The following is a 17,195-nucleotide window of genomic DNA, read 5'->3' as shown; positions in this document are numbered from 1 at the left end:
TACGCAGCCCGGTCATGTTCGCATGCCCGGCCCGGGCGCGGCCGATGCGCGTGGGAGCGGGCCGGGGCGTGTCACGCCGCCTCGGCCGGGCGGAGTGGCACGCCCCGGGCAGCCGTGGTCAGTGGCCGGCCGCCCCGCGGCGACGCTTGGACGCGTCGGTCAGGGACGGGGGCTGGTAGCCCTCGTCGGCCGCACTGATCGTGACCCCGGGCGTCACGATCGCGTCGATCCTGTCCAGCACGTCCCGTGACAGGCGTACGTCCGCTGCGCCGAGCTGGCTCGCCAGGTGCTCCTGGGTGCGCGGCCCGGTGATCACGGCGCCCTCGACGCGGGCGCCGCCGCCCGCCGCGGGCGGCGTGAGGTCCCCCGATGCGGCACGCAACGGGGGACCTGACCGTCACCGTGCCTGTTCGGCCGTGGCGGCGGGTGCGTCGGCGGCGGTGTCCTCGACGAGGAAGCCGCCGGACTGGTGGTGCCAGAGCTTGGCGTATGCGCCGCCGGTGAGCAGGAGTTCGTGATGCGTGCCCTGCTCGACGATGCGGCCGTGGTCGAGCACGATGAGGTGGTCCATCGCCGCGACCGTACTCAGGCGGTGTGCGACGACCAGCGCGGTCCTGCCCTCCATCAGCTGCCACAGCGCCTGCTGGACCAGCGTCTCGCTCTCGGAGTCCAGCGCGCTGGTCGCCTCGTCCAGCAGCAGGATCGGCGCGTCGCGCAGGATCGCCCGGGCGAGGGCGACCCGTTGGCGCTGCCCGCCGGAGAGCTTGACGCCCCGTTCTCCGACCATCGTGTCGAAGCCCGCCGGGAGCTGGTCGGCGAACTCGGTGACATGTGCCGCGTCGGCCGCGGCGCGGATCTCGGCGTCGGTGGCGTCAGGACGGGCGAACTGGATGTTCTCGCGCAGGGTGCGGTGGAACATGGCCGGTTCCTGCGGGACGTACGCGATCAGGCTCCGCAGGTCGGACTGGCGCAGTCGGCTGATGTCCTGACCTCCGATCAGGATGCGGCCGGACCGTACGTCGGCCATCCTCAGCAGCAGCCGGGTGAGCGTGGTCTTGCCGCCGCCCGACCGTCCGACGAGGCCGATTCTCGCCCCGCTCGGTACGTTCAGTTCGAGTCCGTCGAAGATCGGATCGCCCCCGTCGTGGGCGAAGGCCACGTCTTCGAAGCGGACGTCCGCGCCCCGCGGACGCAGCGGCTCGGGTGTCTCGGGATCGAGCACCGTGGGTGGGACGAGAAGCAGTTCGGTGAACTGGGCGGCCTCGGTCATCGAGCTCTCGAGACGGCGGTAGATCTGGTTGAACTCGAACATGATGCGGGTCGAACCGGTGTAGTACGTGAAGGCCACGACGATCGCCTCCACTCTGCCGCCACCGGCGCCGATCCCGACGGCGAGGAGCAGACCCAGACTGTTGGTGAGCACGGACAGGGGTGCGACGAGGGTGTCGATACGGAGATTGCCGTAGTCCCAGGAGCGCAGCGTCAGCCGCCGGGACTCCGCCACCCGTGACCGGTGCTCGGCGGCCTCGCGCTCCTCGGCCGCGAACGCGCGCACGGTGTCCATGTTCATCAGCGCGTCGGACACATGGCCCGAGACCCGGGCGATGGCCTCCTCACGCCGGTTGACCAGCTTCTGACGGCGTCGGATGAGCGGCGCGGCGCACACGGCGGTCAGCGTGATCATCGTCAGCAGGCCGGCCACCAGCAGGGGGTCGTAGTTCCACAGGATCACGGTGCCGAACAGCAGCGGGGCCAGGCTTCCGACGACGTTGAACGTGAGGGTGTCGACGAACTCCTCGAAGCGCACGGCGAAGCTCAGTACCCTCTTGGTCAGTGATCCCGCGAAGTTGTCCTGGTAGAACGAGGCGTCCTTGGCGAACAGTTCGTCCATGCCGGTGACGTACAGGTGCTCGATGCCGCGCGCGGCGACGCGGTTGAGGCAGTGGAGTCCCGCCCGCCACATGGCTTCCGCCAGGAGCAGTACCCCGGCGAACACACCGACGTACGGGAGCGCCTCGCGGATGCCTATGGCGCCGTCCTCGGCGATCCGGCCGACGAGTTTGGCGACCACCAGGGGCGCGACGTAGGTGATGCCGATGTTGCCGAGTGCCGGGAGGGCGAGCGCGGGAACGGAGAGTCCGCGCTGGCGGGTGAGCTCTCGAAGGTAGTGGCGGAGTGCGAGCCGGACCGGGCCCCTGGCCGGTCCGGTGCCGTGAGACTGCTGCGATCCCATGCCGACCTCATGTCGTTTCGCGGGCAGTTGCTCCGGGCTCGCCACGCGTCCATGACCAGAGGCCCGGGGGACAGGAGTCTCCCGTGGCCGGGCGGCCGGCGTCCAAGCGTTTTCGGTGGCACAGGCAGCGCGGCGGTGTGTTTCGGCCGCTCCAGGGGTGCTCGGAGGGCAGGGAATAGCACAGGTTTAGTTGTACAGGTGAAACTGTACAACTAAACCTGTGGAGATTAACGTGGAGAGCATGACTGAGAACCTGAGCCTGCCGCCTTCGGCGATCCAGGCGTCGCGCGAGGTCCGTGCGGTCATCAGCCGCCTGCGGCGCCGCATCCTGAAGGCTTCCGAGGTCGAGGACATCACCCTGGGCCAGGCGTCCGTCATGGCCCGCCTGGCCGGCAAGGAGGGCGTCACGGCGAGTGAGCTGGCCTCCGACGAGGGCGTGCGGCACCAGTCGATGACGGCGACCGTCGCGTCGCTCGCCGCGATGGGGATGGTGGAGCGGAGCCCCGACCCGGACGACGGGCGGCGCCTGCTGATCGTGCTGACCGTGGAGGGGCGCCGACGCGTGGAGGAGGGCCGGCAGGCCCGTACGGAATGGCTCGCCGGCCGGCTGCGGGACACGTGCACGGAGGAAGAGCGGCAGACGGTGCTCGCCGCCATGGCCGTACTGGAGCGGCTGACCTATGACTGATCCGAGGACCGAGGCCGTGAGGCAGGCGGACAAGCCGGGTTTCGACCGGAGGCTGCTGCCGCCGATGATGCTGGGCTCGGTCCTGAACCCAATCAACTCGACGATCATCGCCGTCGCGCTCGTACCCATCGGAAGGGCCCTGGGCGCGCCGGCCTCGCAGACGGCGTGGCTGGTCTCCGCCCTCTACCTGGCCACCGCGATCGGGCAGCCGGTCGTGGGGCGGCTCATCGACATCTTCGGGCCGCGCAGGCTCTTCCTCCTCAGCACCGGTCTCGTCGGTGTCGCCGGTGTCGTGGGCACCCTGGCACCGAACCTGGCGGTGCTGATCGTCGCGCGCATCCTGCTCGGGTTCGGTACCTGCGCCGGCTACCCCGCCGCGATGGCCCTGGTGCGCAGCGAGGCGGAGCGCACCGGACGGGACAGCCCCGGTGGGGTGCTGACCGCCCTGGCGGTCGCCAACCAGACCATCGCCGTCGTCGGCCCGTTGCTGGGCGGCCTGTTGATCGGGCTCGGCGGCTGGCGCGCCACCTTCGCGCTGAACGTGCCGCTGGCCGTCGCGGCCGTGCTGCTGGGCATGCTGAGACTGCCCAGGTCGGCCCGGACGGGCGGGCCCCCGCAGCATGGGCACCCAAGTGCCCAGCTCGATCTGCCCGGCATGGGGCTGTTCGCCGCGATGCTCATATCGCTGTTGCTGTTCTTGATGAACCTGCACCTGCGTGACTGGTATCTGCTGACGATCGCAGCCGCCATGGGAGCCGCCTTCGCGGCGCGGGAGCTGCGAGCCGCCACCCCGTTCATCGATCTGCGGGTACTGGGCGGCAACACACCACTGCTGGTCACCTACGGGCGCGCGCTGGTCGCCTACGTCGTCACGTACTCCTTCCTCTACGGGTTCACCCAGTGGACGGAGGAGGGTTTCGGGCTCTCGCCCTTCCATGCCGGGCTGGTGCAGATCCCCATGTTCCTGGTGGCCATCGGCGTCTCGGTCGTCTCCGGAAGGCGTAAGGGTATGCGCGGCAAGCTGATCGTCGGTGCGCTGGGGCAGGTCGCAGCCTGTCTGGTGATGCTGACGCTCACCGGGGGCAGCCCCGTGTGGATGCTGGTCCTCGTAGCCCTGATCTTCGGAGTCCCGCAGGGGCTGAACAACCTGGCCCTGCAGAACTCCGTCTACTTCCAGGCCGATCCAGAGCGCACCGCCTCCTCGGCCGGCCTGCTGCGCACCTTCGCCTACATCGGCTCGATGGTCGCCTCGTCCACGGCCGCGGCCTCCTTCGGGCAGCGCGCGGACACTGGCGGCATGCACCAGCTCGCCTGGGTCATGCTCGGCGCCGGTGTGCTCTACCTCCTGCTGACGGTCTTCGACCGCACGGTCGGCCGCGGGGCCGCCACGGCCGCCCGAGCGGCGAAGTAGCCCCCCTGGGCAGCCCGGCCGGGCCTCTCATCGCTCGCCGACAGCCGCGAGATCTCCCGAACAGCGCTTCACGCACGAAAGGCACGACCATGTCCCGTACCGCCCTGCTGCTCATGGACCTCCAGAACAACCATCTCGCCCACGCCCCCGACGACTACCTGCCCAACGCCGTACGCGCTCTCGAAACGGCCCGTACCGCAGGCATTCCGGTCATCCACATCGCCATACAGCTGCGTCACGGTCACATCGACGCCCACCCCCGCAACAGGATCTTCGGCGCTCTTCCGGTTCACCTCTTCACGGCCGAGGACCCAGGCGCCGCCATCCACCCCGCGGTCGCCCCCGCCGACGGTGAGATCGTCGTGCACAAGAACCGGGTCAGCGCCTTCGCCGGCAACAACCTCCAGCAGATCCTGGCCGCTCAGGACATCGACCACCTCGTCCTGGCCGGCATCTCCACCGCCGGCGTAGTCCTGTCCACCGCCCTGCAGGCCGCGGACCTGGACCACAGGGTCACCGTCCTGTCCGATGCCTGCGTCGACCCCGACCCAGCCCTTCACGACACCCTCATCAACGAAGTCCTCGCCCGGCGCGTCGACGTCACCACCGTCGACGCCTGGGCGCACAGCATCGACGCCGCAGCCTGAGCCCTGCCCCCGGGCCGGCCTCTGGCCGACGGGAGGGGAGGAGCCGGCGCCCTCAGGGCGCCGGCTCCTCCCCGAAGAAGTCCCTCTCCTCTGGGATCAGGTGCATCGCCGCTTCCTCGGCGGACGCCGCCGCGCCGTCGATGCCGACGTCCTGCGCGGTGAGGGTGGACGGCACATGCCCGTCTCCCTCCTGCGTGAGCCTGCCCGCGCTCGCCGTGCCCACCTCGGTGTCGTAGAGCTCCCCGTCGCCGTCCGCCAGATCGCCCGGACCGTCCTGGGCAGGGGCGGTGTTCTCGGGAACCTCCCTGGTCAGGCGTCTGGCGAGGGATTCGCCCGTGTGCTGTTCCGAGGCGGTGGTGCCCTCGTCGTCGACCGCCCAGGGCCGGTCCGGCGGGGAGTAGCCCTCATCCAGGACGTCGGAGAGCCCGGACGTGTCCAGGGTGTCCTCGATGTCCAGCAGGTCATCGGGGTCGGAGGCCTCCGGCTCCTGCGGCTGGTAGACGTCGTCCCCCCGGTCGCTGCCGGTCATGGCGTACCCCTTCCTCCGGGCCCCCTGTACGCAATTCCACTCCGGTCCAGCGGCTGACGCAACGGAAACCGTTCCCCGGCAGCAGTGACGCTGTTTTAGATGACAATGAAAACGATTGTCGATAACGTGTGTGCGGTCGGGCCGGAAGCCTCCGCACGGGGGGTGACCTCTGCCTGCCCGTCATCCCAACGGCATTGTGAGAAGGGGGAGCTCGTGGCTCATCTGTTGGTGGTCGAGAGCTGGGTCGGGTCGATGAGCAGACTGCTGCCGAGGGCCATGGGGGAGGGGGGCCACCACTTCACCTTCCTCACCCGCGATCTGCACCACTACCTCCGATCGGCACCGGAGGGGACGGGGCACCCGCTGCTCACCGCCCGTAATGTCATCACGGCGCCCACCAACGACCTCGGCACGCTGCTTCCGCAGGTCGAGGAAGTGCACGGCGCGCTGCGCTTCGACGGGGTGGTCACCTCCTGTGACTACTACCTGCCGACCGCCGCCCGGATCGCCGCCCTGCTGGGCCTGCCGGGTCCCTCCGCCGAAGCCATGGAGAACGCCTGTCGCAAGGACGCGACCCGCCGCGTCCTTGCCGCCGCCGGGGTCCCCGGCCCCCGCTTCGCGGTGTGCGCGGACGGGGCGGCGGCCGTCGAGGCCGCCCGCGACATCGGCTATCCGCTGGTGGTCAAGCCGGTGGACCTCTGTGCGGGCATGTTCGTACGCAGGGTCGACGACGCGGAACAGCTGGCCGCGGCCTGCCGGGCACTGGCGGGCTTCCCGCACAACGCGAGGGGCCAGCGGCGCGCCCCTCACATCCTGCTCGAGGAGTTCCTCCAGGGCCCCGAGGTGAGCGTCGAGACCGTGACCTTCCACGGCGTCGCGCACGTCGTCGGTGTGACGGACAAGAGCGTCGGAGGTGCCCCCGCCTTCGTCGAGACCGGCCACATGTTCCCGGCCGCCCTGACCCCGGACGACCTCGCCGCCGCGACCGGCACCGCGGTGAGCGCAGGGGCGGCGCTGGGGCTCGACGACGTCGTCGCGCACACCGAGATCAAGCTGACCGCCGACGGCCCCCGGGTCGTCGAGGTCAACCCCCGTCCGGCGGGCAACCGGATCACCGAACTGGTCCGCCATGTCACCGGGATCGACCTCGCCGCCGCCTGCATCGATGTGGCGCTGGGCCGGGAACCCGGCCTCCGCCGCCGCGACACCGGACTGCGCAGCGCGGCCATCGGATTCCTCGTCCCCGGCAGCGCGGGCACCCTCGCGTCCGTGGAAGGCGCCGACGGAGTGCGGGACGCCGACGGCGTGCTGGAGGTCCAGGTCGCCGAGGCCGGCCGCACGGTCGAGGCGGCGGACAGCAACAACGCGTATCTCGGTCACATCATGGCCGGCGACGCCGGCGGGCTCGGCGCACGGGCCCGCGTCGAGGAGCTGCTGGCGGACGTGCGTCCCCTGCTGGTGCGCTCGTGACGACGCCCTCGCCCGCCCCCGCCCCGTGCTTCGGAACCCTCCTCGACCAGGCACTCCACGGTGAACTCGGCCCGGACCCGGGGACCCGCCGCATCTCCGTGGCCTTCACGACGTCCCAGGCCGCACGGCACGACGGCCGGAGCGGTGGCTACCGCAACGAGGTCCTCAGCCTCCGAACCGGCCGCGCCGTCGGCTCGTGCGCCGTCGAACCCGGAGCGCTACCCGCGGGAACCGTCGAGGACTGCGCCGGTGCGGACGTGTCCGCACTCCTCGCCCACCCGCTGCTGCCCGTACGCGTCGCCGCGCTGGACGCCTACCTCATGGACGTCATGCCGCACACCCCGGCCCACGGCGCGCGGCCGGTGACCGTCCCCGCCGGAAACTCGCTGGAACGTTCGCGGGCGCGCGCCACCGCCGTGGCCGATCTGCTGGACATGGAGCCAGGTGGCACCGTCCTCGTCGTCGGAGTCGTCAACTCCCTGCTCGCCGCGCTGGGTTCACGCGGACTCACCGCAATCCCCTGCGACCTGAAGGGCGGCACCACCGAGTGGGGAGAGCCCATCTCCACGGACGCCCTCGGGGAGACCGGCCGCTGCGACGCGGTGCTGGCCTCCGGCATGACGCTCGGCAACGGCACCTTCGACCCGCTGCGCCGGAGCGCCCAGGAGCACGGGAAGCCGCTGGTCATGTTCGCCCAGACCGGAAGCGCGGTCCTGCCCCGCTTCCTGGGCGCCGGAGTGGCCGCCGTGTGCGCGGAACCATATCCCTTCTTCTGGCTCGACGGCGGGCCCGGCACCATCCATCGCTACCGCGCGGACGACGGAGGAACCTCATGACCACGGCATCCCTGCCCGCCCTCGCCCCCAACCGCGAGCTCCTGGCCCTGCTCGGCCACACCCCACTGGCCAGGATCACCACCGCACTGCCCCTGCCTCATCCCGGATTCTGGGCCAAACTCGAAGGACACGCCGTCGGCGGAATGAAGGCACGGGCCGCCGTCTCCATGCTGCTGGGCGCCGAGGAACGCGGCCGGCTGCTCCCCGGCGCACCCGTCGTGGAATCGACCTCCGGCACCCTCGGCATAGGACTCGCCTTCGCCGGGCAGGCCCTCGGGCACCCCGTCGTACTTGTCGGGGACAGCGAACTCGAACCCTCCATGCGGCAGTTGCTCCGCTCCCACGGAGCCCGTCTCGAAATCGTGGACCGCCCCGCCGCACACGGCGGCTGGCAGGGCGCCCGCCTGGAGAGACTGCACGACCTGCTCGCCCGGCTGCCCGGCGCCTACTGGCCCGACCAGTACAACAACCCCGACAACACGGCGGGTTACGCCTCACTCGCGGCCGAACTGGCCACCCAGCTGGACCACCTCGACATTCTCGTCTGCAGCGTCGGCACCGGGGGACACAGCGCGGGCATCGCCGGACCGCTGCGCCGGCACTGGCCCGGCCTTCGCGTAATCGCCGTCGACTCCACCGGGTCCACCATCTTCGGGCAGGCCGCCGCGCCCCGGCTGATGCGCGGTCTCGGCAGCAGCATCCACCCGGGAAACGTCGCCTACGACGCCTTCGACGAGGTCCACTGGATCGGCCCGGCCGAGGCCGCCGACGCCTGCCGGCGCCTCGCCCGGGGCAACTTCGTCAGCGGCGGCTGGAGCACCGGAGCCGTCGCACGCGTCGCCGCCTGGGCAGCCCGCACCCACCCCGGGGCCACCGTCGCCACCGTCTTCCCCGACGGGCCCCACCGCTATCTCGGCTCCGTCTACGACGACGACTTCATGGCCGCCCACCGGCTCGACCTCGACCTCGCGGCGGGATCCCCCGTCGACGTCCCGCACCCGCGCGCCCCACAGACCGGGGGCTGGGCAAGGTGCACCACCGTCACCGATCCGCTGGCGGAACGCCTGGAGCGGCAGCCGTGAAACTCACCCAGCACACCGTGCGGCTCGTCCTCGCCGAGCCGCTGCGCATCTCCCGATCGACCATGACCGCCCGCGACGCGGTATGCCTCACCATCGAACACGAAGGGCTCAGCGGCCACGGAGAGGCCGTCACCAGCGTCTTCTACGGACTCGACGCACCTGCCCTGCAACGCCTCGCCGCCCGGACCGGCGAGCGGCTCGCCCGCTTCGCCGGACCGGAGACCGCGCTGCACGCCCTTCGCACCGGCGAACTGACCCCGCCCGGCACCCCGGCCGCCGTGACCGCCGCCACCGAGGCGGCGCTCCTCGACCTGGTCGGCAAACGCACCGCCACCGCCGTCCACCGCTTCCTCGGGTCTCCCGTCGCGCCGAGGACCGCCACCGCCCGGACGATCTCCCTCGTCTCCCCGGGGCGGGCAGCCGCCCAGGCCCGCGGGCTCGCCGAAGCGGGATTCTCCGTCATCAAGATCAAGGCGGGCGACCCGGACGAGGAGACCGACCTGGACCGGGTGAGGGCCGTCCGCGCCGCCGCTCCGGCCGCCAGGCTCCTCCTCGACCCCAACGGGGCCTGGTCGGCGGGACAGGCGCGCACGCTCCTGCCCCGGTTCGCCGCCCTCGGTATCGAAGCGGTGGAACAGCCCCTCGCCCCCGGTGACCCGGAAGCCCTCGCGCGGCTCGCCGCCCGCTCGCCCGTGCCCGTCATCGCGGACGAGGACGCGGTCACCTACGAGGACGCGCGGCGGCTCGCCGGACGCGTCCACGGCATCAACGTCAAACTCGCCAAATGCGGCGGTGTCCACGCCGCTCTGCGGATCGCCGCCCTGATCGAGGGCAGTGGCACAGACCTGATGCTGGGCTGCCTGACCGCCAGCACCCTCGGCATAGCCCCCGCCGTCCACATCGCCGACCGCGCCCGCTGGACCGACCTCGACGGGCACCTCCTGCTCGCACACGACCCCTGGACCGGCATCGGTGGCGAGGACGGATCCGTCGCGGCCAACGGGCTGCCGGGGCTGGGCGTAAGCCCCCGCACCGAGACCGGGATCCGGAGCGCCGCCTCATGAGGACCTGGCACGAGATCCGCGGATTCCCCCTCGCCGTACGCCTGCTGCTGGTCAACCAGCTCGGCGTCAACACAGGCTTCTATCTCCTCATCCCCTATCTCGCCACCCACCTCGGCGACAACCTGGGCATGTCGGCGGCCGTCGTCGGCATCGTCCTCGGCGTACGCAACCTGAGCCAGCAAGGCCTCTTCCTCGTCGGGGGCTCCGCCGCCGACCGGCTCGGCGCGCGAGGCGTCATCATCGCCGGCTGCGCCGTACGCACCGTCGGCTTCGCCCTCTTCGCGCTCGGTGACGGACTGCCCGTACTGCTCGCCGCCTCCGTACTCAGCGGACTGGCCGGCGCCCTGTTCAATCCCGCCGTGCGCACGTATCTCGCCCAGGAGGCGGGGGAGCGCAAAGCCGAGGCGTTCGCCCTCTTCAACGTCTTCGCGACGACCGGCGCCCTGATCGGCCCGCTCCTCGGCAGCGCCCTGCTGCTCGTCGACTTCCGGGTGTCCGCGCTCACCGCCGCCGGCATCTTCGCCCTGCTCACCGTCGCCCAGGCCATGGTGCTGCCCGCCCGCGACGTGCCACCGGCGAAGGGCAGCGTCACCTCCGACTGGCGCGAGGCCGTCGGCAACCGCGCCTTCCTCGCCTTCGCACTCGTCATGGTCGGAATGTTCACCCTGGAGAACCAGCTCTATCTGCTGCTGCCCGCCGGCGCCCGGCAGGCCACCGGCTGGGACGGAGCCGCCGGACTCGTCTTCCTCGTGGGGACCGCCGCCGGCATCGCCTTCCAACTGCGGATCACCCGCGCACTCAAGGGGCGGGGGACCCGAGGACGCTGGATCGCCACCGGAATGGTGCTGATGGGCCTCGCCTTCGTACCGCCCATGCTCGTCGCGGGCACGGACACACCCCCGCACGGCGCCCTGGAGGCCACCCTGCGCTCCCTGCCGGTGCTGGGCGGAGCCCTCCTGCTCCATCTGGGCGTCATGACCGCGCAGCCCTTCGTCATGGAGCTGATCCCGGGCTTCGGGAGGCAGGCGCTGACCGGAACGTACTTCGGGATCTTCTACGCGGTCTCCGGCATAGCGGCGGCCGTCGGCAACGCGGCTGTCGGCTGGGCCATGGACGCAGCCCAGCGAGGCGACGACAACAGCGCGACCGCGCTTCTCCCCTGGGCCTGCTGCCTGGCGGCCGGGCTCGCCTCCGCGGCCGGCGTGGCCTGGCTGCACCGCAACGGCACCCTGCCCCGGGCACAGCCCGCCCCCGTGGCGGTGGCCGCATGAGAGCACGGACGGGCAACCTGCTCACCGACCGGCCGGAGCTCTACGAGGCCAGATTCCCCGACCCCGAACGCCTCGCCGGACGCTGGGCGGAGGACCTCCTGCGACGGCACGGCGCCGGGCCCGCCGTCCTGGACCTGGGCTGCGGGACAGGACGTGACGCAGCCTGCCTCCAGGGCGCCGGACGAACGGTCACAGCCGCCGACCTCTCCGCCACGATGCTCGCCCACGCCCGCGCCCACCACCCGGGCCCGGTGTACGCAGAGGCCGATCTCAGCCGGTTCGATTTCGGTCAGGACGTCTTCGACGCCGTGGTGTGCCTGGACAGTTCACTGCTGTACTGCCACACGAACGAGCAGCTCGACGGATTCCTGGCCTCGTGCCGCCGCACCCTGGCACCAGGCGGCCTGCTGGTCGCGGAGATGCGCAACGGCGCGTACTTCCTCGGCCGGAACGCACCTCCCACCACGCCCGCCGTCTCCCGCTTCACCTGGCGGGGCACCACGTACCGCTCGACCACCGCACTGCGCATCGACCGAGGCGCCCAGCTCCTGCGGCGCACCCGCGGCTGGACCGCCGACGACGGCAGCCCGCCCGTCGAGGAGCACTCCGCGTGGCGGCTGCTCCTGCCCCAGGAACTGCGCCACTTCCTCACCTTGCACGGTTTCGACGTCCTCGCCCTGTACGACGGCCCCGGACCACGCACCGAACCGGCCTGGCAGCCGGGAGCGGAACCCGGCACCGCGGCCGACGGCGACCGGCTCCATCTCGTCGCGAGGAAACCGGCCGGCCCACCCACCGGCAGTCCAGCACATCCAGCAACAGGAGAGCAGCCATGACCGCATCAGCCGACAGACACGAACGCTTCCCCGGCCTGCGCAGGCGCGGCTTCCTCGCCGCCGCCGGGGGAGTGGCCGGCCTGGGAGCGCTCACGCTCGCCGGATGCTCCGGACCCGGCGCCACCGGGGCCACCTCCGGCAAGGGGGGCGGCACCCCCCGGCGCGGCGGACGGCTGCGCGCGGCCTTCGCCGGCGGCGGCGCGAGTGAAACCCTCGACCCGCACCTGGGGAACCTCTTCGCCGACGCCGCCCGCGGCAAGGCGCTCTTCGACAAGCTCGCCGACTACGGCGCCGACCTGTCCGCCGTGCCACGACTGGCCGAGAAATGGGAACCGAACGCCGGCCTCGACCGCTGGACCATCACGCTGAGGCAGGCGGAGTTCCACGACGGGAAGCCGGTGACGGCCGCCGACGTCCTGTACAGCTACCGCCGCATAGCCGACCCCGACAAGGCGTACCGCGCCCGCGCGTCCCTGGAGCCCATCGATCTGAAGGCGAGCCGTGCCACCGGGGAGCGGAGCGTCGAATTCGTACTCAAGCGGCCGACGGCCGAATTCCCCAACGTGATGGCCGCGTTCGGCACCTACATCGTCCAGGACGGAGCCACCGGATTCGACCGAGAGCCGATCGGCACAGGCCCCTTCCGGTTCGTCTCCTTCACCCCCGGGCGCTCCACCGTCCTGCGGCGCAACGACACCTACTGGGAGGGCGCCCCGCACCTGGACGAACTCGAATTCGTCGTCGCCAACGAGGAGTCCGCCCGGATCAACGCCCTCCTCGGGGGCCAGATCGAATACGCGCACGAGCTCAACCCCGCCACCGGGCGCGCCCACGAGAAGGCGGGCAGCATCGAGATCGTCCGGCTGCGGAACAGCGCGATGCAGGCCTTCGCGATGAAGACCGACCGCCCGCCCTTCGACGACCCCCGGGTCCGCGAGGCCTTCTTCCTCATCGCCGACCGCGAGGAACTGGTGAAGGGCGCCCTGTCCGGCGCGGGCGAGAAGGGCAACGACCTCTTCGGTAAGGGATACGAGTACTACGCCGACGAACTCCCGCAGCGCGAACAGGACATCGCCCGCGCCCGCAGCCTCCTCAAGCAGGCAGGAGCGCACGACCTGAAGGTCACGCTCGACACCTCCGAAGTCGCCGCCGGCTTCACCGAGGCCGCCGGGATCTTCCGGGACCAGGCAGCCCGCGCCGGGGTCACCGTCGACGTACGGATGGGCAGCAAGGACTCCTACTGGAAGGACATCCTCGACTCCGGAACCCTGTGCTGCTACCGGTCAGGGGCCATGCCCATCGAGTCCCACATCTCCCAGCGGCTGCTCACCGACTCCACCACCAACGCCACCGGATGGCAGGACAAGAACTTCGACGCGCTCTACCGGCAGGCCCAGTCCACCAGGGACAGGACCGCCCGGGCCGCCCTCTACGGACGGATGCAGCGACAGCTGCACGCCGAAGGAGGCTTCCTCGTCTGGGGTTTCGGCGACTGGATCCTCGGCGTCGCACGCTCCCTGCGCGGTGTCGCACGCGAAGCACCCGCCAACACCCTGGACTGGGCGCGCTTCGACAAGGTCTGGCTGGCGTGAACGGACTGCGCTCCTGGATCGCCGGGCGGCTGCTCCTCGGCGTCGTGCAGACCGCGGCCGTCGTGCTGCTGGTCTTCGCGCTCACCGAGGCACTGCCGGGCGACGCCGCGGTGGCCTTCGCCGGAGACCAGCCCGACCCGCAGCGCATCGCGGCCGTCCGTGAGGCCATGGGGCTCGACCGGCCCGCCCACGAGCGTCTCGCCGACTGGGTGCTGGGCCTGCTCCAGGGAGACTTCGGCACCTCGCTCACCTCCGGACGGCCCGTGTCCGGATTCCTCACGGACGGCTTCGGCCCCACCCTGCTCCTCGCCACGGTCTCCGTCCTGCTCCTGGTCCCCATCGGGGTGGGCCTCGGCGTACTCGCCGCCCGCCACGAAGGGCGGTTCACCGACCGGCTGATCAGCTCCGCGACCCTCGGTGTCTACGCGGTACCCGAATTCGCCCTCGGAGTACTGCTCGTGAGCGTCTTCGCCCTGCGGCTCGGCTGGCTCCCGCCGACCGCCGTCGGCTACGGAACCGATCTGCTCGCGCAACCCGCCGTGCTCGTCCTGCCGGTCCTGGTCCTGCTCGCCCGGCCCGTCTGCTCGCTGGCCCGGCTGGTCAGGGCCGGCATGATCGAGGCGCTCCGCGCCCCGTACACCGCCCACGCCGAGCGGTACGGAATCTCCGGCGCCCGCATCCGCTACGCGCACGCCCTGCCCAACGCCCTCGCACCCGCCACCCAGCAGCTCGCCCGCACCATCGACTGGCTGCTGTGCGGCGTCATCGTCGTGGAGGCCCTCTACGTGATCCCCGGACTCGGCACCGTCCTCATGAACGCGGTGGCCGACCGCGACATCCCCGTCGTGCAAGGGCTCGCGGTGGTCTTCGGTCTCGCCACCGTCGTGCTCAACCTCGGCGCCGACCTCGTCACCCACCGGCTCGCACCGCGCTCGGGGGTGGCGGCGTGACGCGGCTCCGCAGATACGGACCCGGGGCGGCCGTCGCCGCGGTCCCGCTCGGCCTCGCCCTGGCCGGGCCGTTCCTCGTGGGAGAGACGCCGGCCCGGGCCGCCTCTTTCACCCTCGGGGCAGGCCACCCGCTCGGCACGGACTTCGTCGGGCGGGACGTCGTGAACCAGGTGCTGCTCGGCGGACGGCCCGTGGTCCTCGTAGCGCTGGCGGCCACGCTCCTCGCGTATCTCGTCGCCCTGCCGCTCGGGCTGATCAGCGCGCTCACCCACCGCAGGTGGCTGGAGGAGGTGCTGATGCGACCGCTGGACGTGCTGCTCGCCGTTCCCTCACTGCTCATGATCCTGCTGGTGGCCGCCGCCTTCCCGCCCGGGGCGGCGGGACTCGCGCTGCTGGTGGCCTTCGTCTCCATCCCGGACGCCACCCGCATCGTGCGGGCGGCCGCCGCGGAGGCGGCGTCCCGGCCCGCCGTGGAGGCGCTGCGCATGCAGGGGGAGAGCTGGTGGCGCCTGGCCGTCGGATACGTCGGACGGTCCATCCTGCGCACCCTGGCCGCCGACGCCGGGATCCGCCTGACCGGGGTGCTCTACCTGGTCGCGACCGCGGCCTTCCTGGGTATCGGGGTCGCCCCGGACGCCGCCGACTGGGCCGTGATGGTGGACCGCAACCGCACCGGACTGTTCATCCAGCCCTGGGCGGTCGTCGTGCCCGCCCTGCTCATCGTCGCGCTCACCATGGGCAGCAATCTGCTCGTCGACGCCGCCATGGAGAACCGCACCCCGCCCCGGAAGGGCCGTCGCCCATGAATGAGAACCCCGTGATCGCCTCCCTCACCGGGCTGACCGTCGAGGTCGACGGGCGGGCACTCGTCGACCGCGTCTCGCTCCGGATCAGGCCCGGCACCGTCACCGCCCTGGTCGGAGCATCCGGCAGCGGCAAGACCACCACCGGCCTCGCCCTGCTCGGCGAATTCCCCACGGGCGCTCGGGTGACGGGCGAGGTGACCGTGCACGGCGCCCGCATCGGCTACGTCCCCCAGCACCCGGCGGCGGTACTCAACCCGGCCCGCCGCGCCGGCTCCCTCCTGCGGGACATGGCGCGTCGGCAGGTCCGGGACCTGCCCCGGCCGCAGCGCCGGGACGCGGCACGGCAGCTCGTCCGCCAGGCTCTCGCCGATGCCCAGCTCGACGGCTCCGACGAGGTGCTGAGCCGCTACCCGCACCAGCTGTCCGGCGGCCAGCAGCAGCGCGTCGTCCTGGCGCAGGCACTGCTCCTCGGCGCCCGAGTCGTCGTCGCGGACGAGCCCACCACCGGGCAGGACGCGCTGACCAAGCGCCGCATCGTCGACCAGCTCGCGGCGGTGGCCGCCCGCGGCATCGCCGTACTGCTGCTCAGCCACGACCTCGACGTCGTACGCGAACTGGCCGACGAGGTGCTGGTGATGCGCGGCGGCCGAGTCGTGGAACAGGGCACCGCCCACCGGATCCTGGACGCCCCCACGCACCCGTGGACGAAGGAGCTCCTCGCCGAACCGAGGACCCTGCCCTACGCGGACCCCGAGCGCACCGGAGCGGAGCTGCTGACGGTCAGCGGACTCATCGCCCGCCACCGCACCGGCGGCGCCCGCGTCCCGGTGCTGAGCGTGGACAGGCTCTCGCTGCGCAGTGGCGAATGCCTCGCCGTCGTCGGACGCTCGGGCAGCGGCAAGACCACGCTCGCCCGCTGTCTCGCCGGCCTCCACCGCGACCACACCGGGCAGATCCTGCTCGACGGAGCCCCGCTGCCACGCAGCCTGAGGGACCGGAGCCGCGAGCAGCTCGCCGCCGTGCAGTACGTCTTCCAGGACGCGCGGGCCGCCTTCGACGAGCACCGGCCGGTCCTGGACCAGGTGGCCCGCACAGCGGTACGCCTCCACGGCACCGGACACCGGGAAGCGACTGCAGAGGCCCGGCAGGTGCTGACGGACCTCGGCCTGGGTGAGGCACTCGTCCGCAGACTGCCGGGGCGGCTGTCCGGCGGCGAACTCCAGCGCGCGGCCCTCGCCAGAGCGCTCCTCGCACGGCCCCGGGTGCTGGTCTGCGACGAGATCACCTCCGGCCTGGACCCGGTGACCCGCCGCTCCCTGCTGGACCTGCTCGCCACCCTGATCCGCCGCGAGGACGGCCCGGGCGTCGTACTGATCACGCACGACCTCGACACGGCGGCGCCGGCGACCCGCGTGGCCGTGCTGGACGGCGGAGAGGTGGTCGAGGAGGGGCCCCGGGAACAGGTCCTGACCGCTCCCCTGCACCCGTTCACGATTTCGCTGCTCGGCGCCTCTCAGCGGTGGGGGGCGGCCGTACGTCCCTCAAGCGGAACGTGAACCACCTGTCCGGCCGTACACTCGCCTCATGGGTCACATCGGCGTCACAGGGAAGTGCCTGCACCAGGCCGCCCCCGGTGTGCCCGCGAGCTGCCGCCTCGCCCTGCACGGACACGGCTAGCGACCTTCAGCGGTCGTCTCCGCCCGGCGGGGCGACCCGCCTGTCCCACCTCTCCGCCGTGTCCGCGCCTCACGCGCCCCGCTTCCACCTCGTACGCGCTCCA

The 17,195-nt window shown here is 71.9% G+C and carries 16 protein-coding genes; 13 read left to right on the top strand and 3 right to left on the bottom strand.

The window, feature by feature from the left end:
• Window positions 1-118: 118 nt before the first annotated feature.
• Both ACIREO_RS07495 and ACIREO_RS07490 read right to left on the bottom strand, forming a co-directional pair.
• Window positions 119-382: a hypothetical protein gene (locus ACIREO_RS07495; protein ID WP_404106340.1), complete on the bottom strand. Its 264-nt coding sequence runs from the start codon at window positions 380-382 to the stop codon at window positions 119-121.
• A 15-nt stretch (window positions 383-397) separates the two neighbouring features.
• Window positions 398-2,233 carry an ABC transporter ATP-binding protein gene (locus ACIREO_RS07490; RefSeq protein ID WP_404106338.1) on the bottom strand — a complete coding sequence of 612 codons (1,836 nt, stop codon included), beginning with the start codon at window positions 2,231-2,233 and terminating at the stop codon, window positions 398-400.
• Between the two features lie 241 nt (window positions 2,234-2,474).
• On the opposite strand from ACIREO_RS07490, the gene ACIREO_RS07485 reads away from it, so the two are divergent.
• The 3 genes from ACIREO_RS07485 (at window position 2,475) to ACIREO_RS07475 (ending at window position 4,979) form a co-directional block, all read left to right on the top strand.
• Entirely contained in the window at window positions 2,475-2,921 is a 447-nt protein-coding gene (locus ACIREO_RS07485) for a MarR family winged helix-turn-helix transcriptional regulator (protein ID WP_404106336.1), read from the top strand.
• Window positions 2,914-4,332 (top strand): MFS transporter, encoded by a 1,419-nt coding sequence (locus ACIREO_RS07480; RefSeq protein ID WP_404106335.1) that lies wholly within the window; start codon window positions 2,914-2,916, stop codon window positions 4,330-4,332. Before ACIREO_RS07485 ends, ACIREO_RS07480 begins: the two co-directional genes overlap by 8 nt.
• Window positions 4,333-4,421: 89 nt before the next feature.
• A complete protein-coding gene (locus tag ACIREO_RS07475) occupies window positions 4,422-4,979 on the top strand; it encodes a cysteine hydrolase family protein (RefSeq protein WP_404106333.1) in 558 nt (185 codons plus the stop codon).
• 52 nt (window positions 4,980-5,031) lie between these two features.
• Here the strand turns inward: ACIREO_RS07475 and ACIREO_RS07470 are convergent, their stop codons facing one another.
• Window positions 5,032-5,508, bottom strand: a complete 477-nt coding sequence (locus ACIREO_RS07470; RefSeq protein ID WP_404106331.1) for a DUF5709 domain-containing protein — start codon at window positions 5,506-5,508, stop codon at window positions 5,032-5,034.
• A gap of 213 nt (window positions 5,509-5,721) precedes the next feature.
• Here ACIREO_RS07470 and ACIREO_RS07465 point away from each other — a divergent pair, with 213 nt between their 5' ends.
• Genes ACIREO_RS07465 through ACIREO_RS07420 form a run of 10 tightly spaced genes read left to right on the top strand, consistent with a single transcriptional unit; the run spans window position 5,722 to window position 16,971 of the window.
• A complete protein-coding gene (locus ACIREO_RS07465; RefSeq protein ID WP_404106330.1) occupies window positions 5,722-6,978 on the top strand; it encodes an ATP-grasp domain-containing protein in 1,257 nt (418 codons plus the stop codon).
• Window positions 6,975-7,814 carry a hypothetical protein gene (locus ACIREO_RS07460; RefSeq protein ID WP_404106329.1) on the top strand — a complete coding sequence of 280 codons (840 nt, stop codon included), beginning with the start codon at window positions 6,975-6,977 and terminating at the stop codon, window positions 7,812-7,814. The genes ACIREO_RS07465 and ACIREO_RS07460 overlap by 4 nt, the downstream gene beginning before the upstream one ends.
• Window positions 7,811-8,896 (top strand): PLP-dependent cysteine synthase family protein, encoded by a 1,086-nt coding sequence (locus ACIREO_RS07455; RefSeq protein ID WP_404106328.1) that lies wholly within the window; start codon window positions 7,811-7,813, stop codon window positions 8,894-8,896. Before ACIREO_RS07460 ends, ACIREO_RS07455 begins: the two co-directional genes overlap by 4 nt.
• Window positions 8,893-9,960 (top strand): enolase C-terminal domain-like protein, encoded by a 1,068-nt coding sequence (locus ACIREO_RS07450; protein ID WP_404106326.1) that lies wholly within the window; start codon window positions 8,893-8,895, stop codon window positions 9,958-9,960. Before ACIREO_RS07455 ends, ACIREO_RS07450 begins: the two co-directional genes overlap by 4 nt.
• Window positions 9,957-11,231, top strand: a complete 1,275-nt coding sequence (locus ACIREO_RS07445; protein ID WP_404106325.1) for an MFS transporter — start codon at window positions 9,957-9,959, stop codon at window positions 11,229-11,231. The genes ACIREO_RS07450 and ACIREO_RS07445 overlap by 4 nt, the downstream gene beginning before the upstream one ends.
• Window positions 11,228-12,067, top strand: coding sequence for a class I SAM-dependent DNA methyltransferase (locus tag ACIREO_RS07440; protein WP_404106323.1), 840 nt, complete (start codon window positions 11,228-11,230; stop codon window positions 12,065-12,067). Before ACIREO_RS07445 ends, ACIREO_RS07440 begins: the two co-directional genes overlap by 4 nt.
• Complete coding sequence (locus tag ACIREO_RS07435; RefSeq protein WP_404106321.1) at window positions 12,064-13,659, top strand: ABC transporter substrate-binding protein; 1,596 nt, start codon at window positions 12,064-12,066, stop codon at window positions 13,657-13,659. The genes ACIREO_RS07440 and ACIREO_RS07435 overlap by 4 nt, the downstream gene beginning before the upstream one ends.
• Window positions 13,656-14,609 (top strand): ABC transporter permease, encoded by a 954-nt coding sequence (locus ACIREO_RS07430; RefSeq protein ID WP_404106319.1) that lies wholly within the window; start codon window positions 13,656-13,658, stop codon window positions 14,607-14,609. Before ACIREO_RS07435 ends, ACIREO_RS07430 begins: the two co-directional genes overlap by 4 nt.
• Entirely contained in the window at window positions 14,606-15,415 is an 810-nt protein-coding gene (locus tag ACIREO_RS07425) for an ABC transporter permease (protein WP_404106317.1), read from the top strand. The genes ACIREO_RS07430 and ACIREO_RS07425 overlap by 4 nt, the downstream gene beginning before the upstream one ends.
• Window positions 15,412-16,971, top strand: a complete 1,560-nt coding sequence (locus ACIREO_RS07420) for an ABC transporter ATP-binding protein (RefSeq protein WP_404106315.1) — start codon at window positions 15,412-15,414, stop codon at window positions 16,969-16,971. The genes ACIREO_RS07425 and ACIREO_RS07420 overlap by 4 nt, the downstream gene beginning before the upstream one ends.
• Window positions 16,972-17,195 lie beyond the last annotated feature (224 nt).

It is taken from the genome of Streptomyces sp. NPDC102441, from assembly GCF_044765585.1.
In the GTDB taxonomy this organism is placed as follows: domain Bacteria; phylum Actinomycetota; class Actinomycetes; order Streptomycetales; family Streptomycetaceae; genus Streptomyces.
Note: the sequence above shows the minus strand (reverse complement) of the source record. Positions and strands in the feature narration are given on the sequence as shown.

Coding starts and splice junctions, on each gene's coding strand:
- ACIREO_RS07490 (WP_404106338.1), bottom strand. CDS start 2,233: ATGGGATCGCAGCAGTCTCACGGCACCGGACCGGCCAGGGGCCCGGTC.
- ACIREO_RS07485 (WP_404106336.1), top strand. CDS start 2,475: ATGACTGAGAACCTGAGCCTGCCGCCTTCGGCGATCCAGGCGTCGCGC.
- ACIREO_RS07480 (WP_404106335.1), top strand. CDS start 2,914: ATGACTGATCCGAGGACCGAGGCCGTGAGGCAGGCGGACAAGCCGGGT.
- ACIREO_RS07475 (WP_404106333.1), top strand. CDS start 4,422: ATGTCCCGTACCGCCCTGCTGCTCATGGACCTCCAGAACAACCATCTC.
- ACIREO_RS07470 (WP_404106331.1), bottom strand. CDS start 5,508: ATGACCGGCAGCGACCGGGGGGACGACGTCTACCAGCCGCAGGAGCCG.
- ACIREO_RS07455 (WP_404106328.1), top strand. CDS start 7,811: ATGACCACGGCATCCCTGCCCGCCCTCGCCCCCAACCGCGAGCTCCTG.
- ACIREO_RS07445 (WP_404106325.1), top strand. CDS start 9,957: ATGAGGACCTGGCACGAGATCCGCGGATTCCCCCTCGCCGTACGCCTG.
- ACIREO_RS07440 (WP_404106323.1), top strand. CDS start 11,228: ATGAGAGCACGGACGGGCAACCTGCTCACCGACCGGCCGGAGCTCTAC.
- ACIREO_RS07435 (WP_404106321.1), top strand. CDS start 12,064: ATGACCGCATCAGCCGACAGACACGAACGCTTCCCCGGCCTGCGCAGG.
- ACIREO_RS07420 (WP_404106315.1), top strand. CDS start 15,412: ATGAATGAGAACCCCGTGATCGCCTCCCTCACCGGGCTGACCGTCGAG.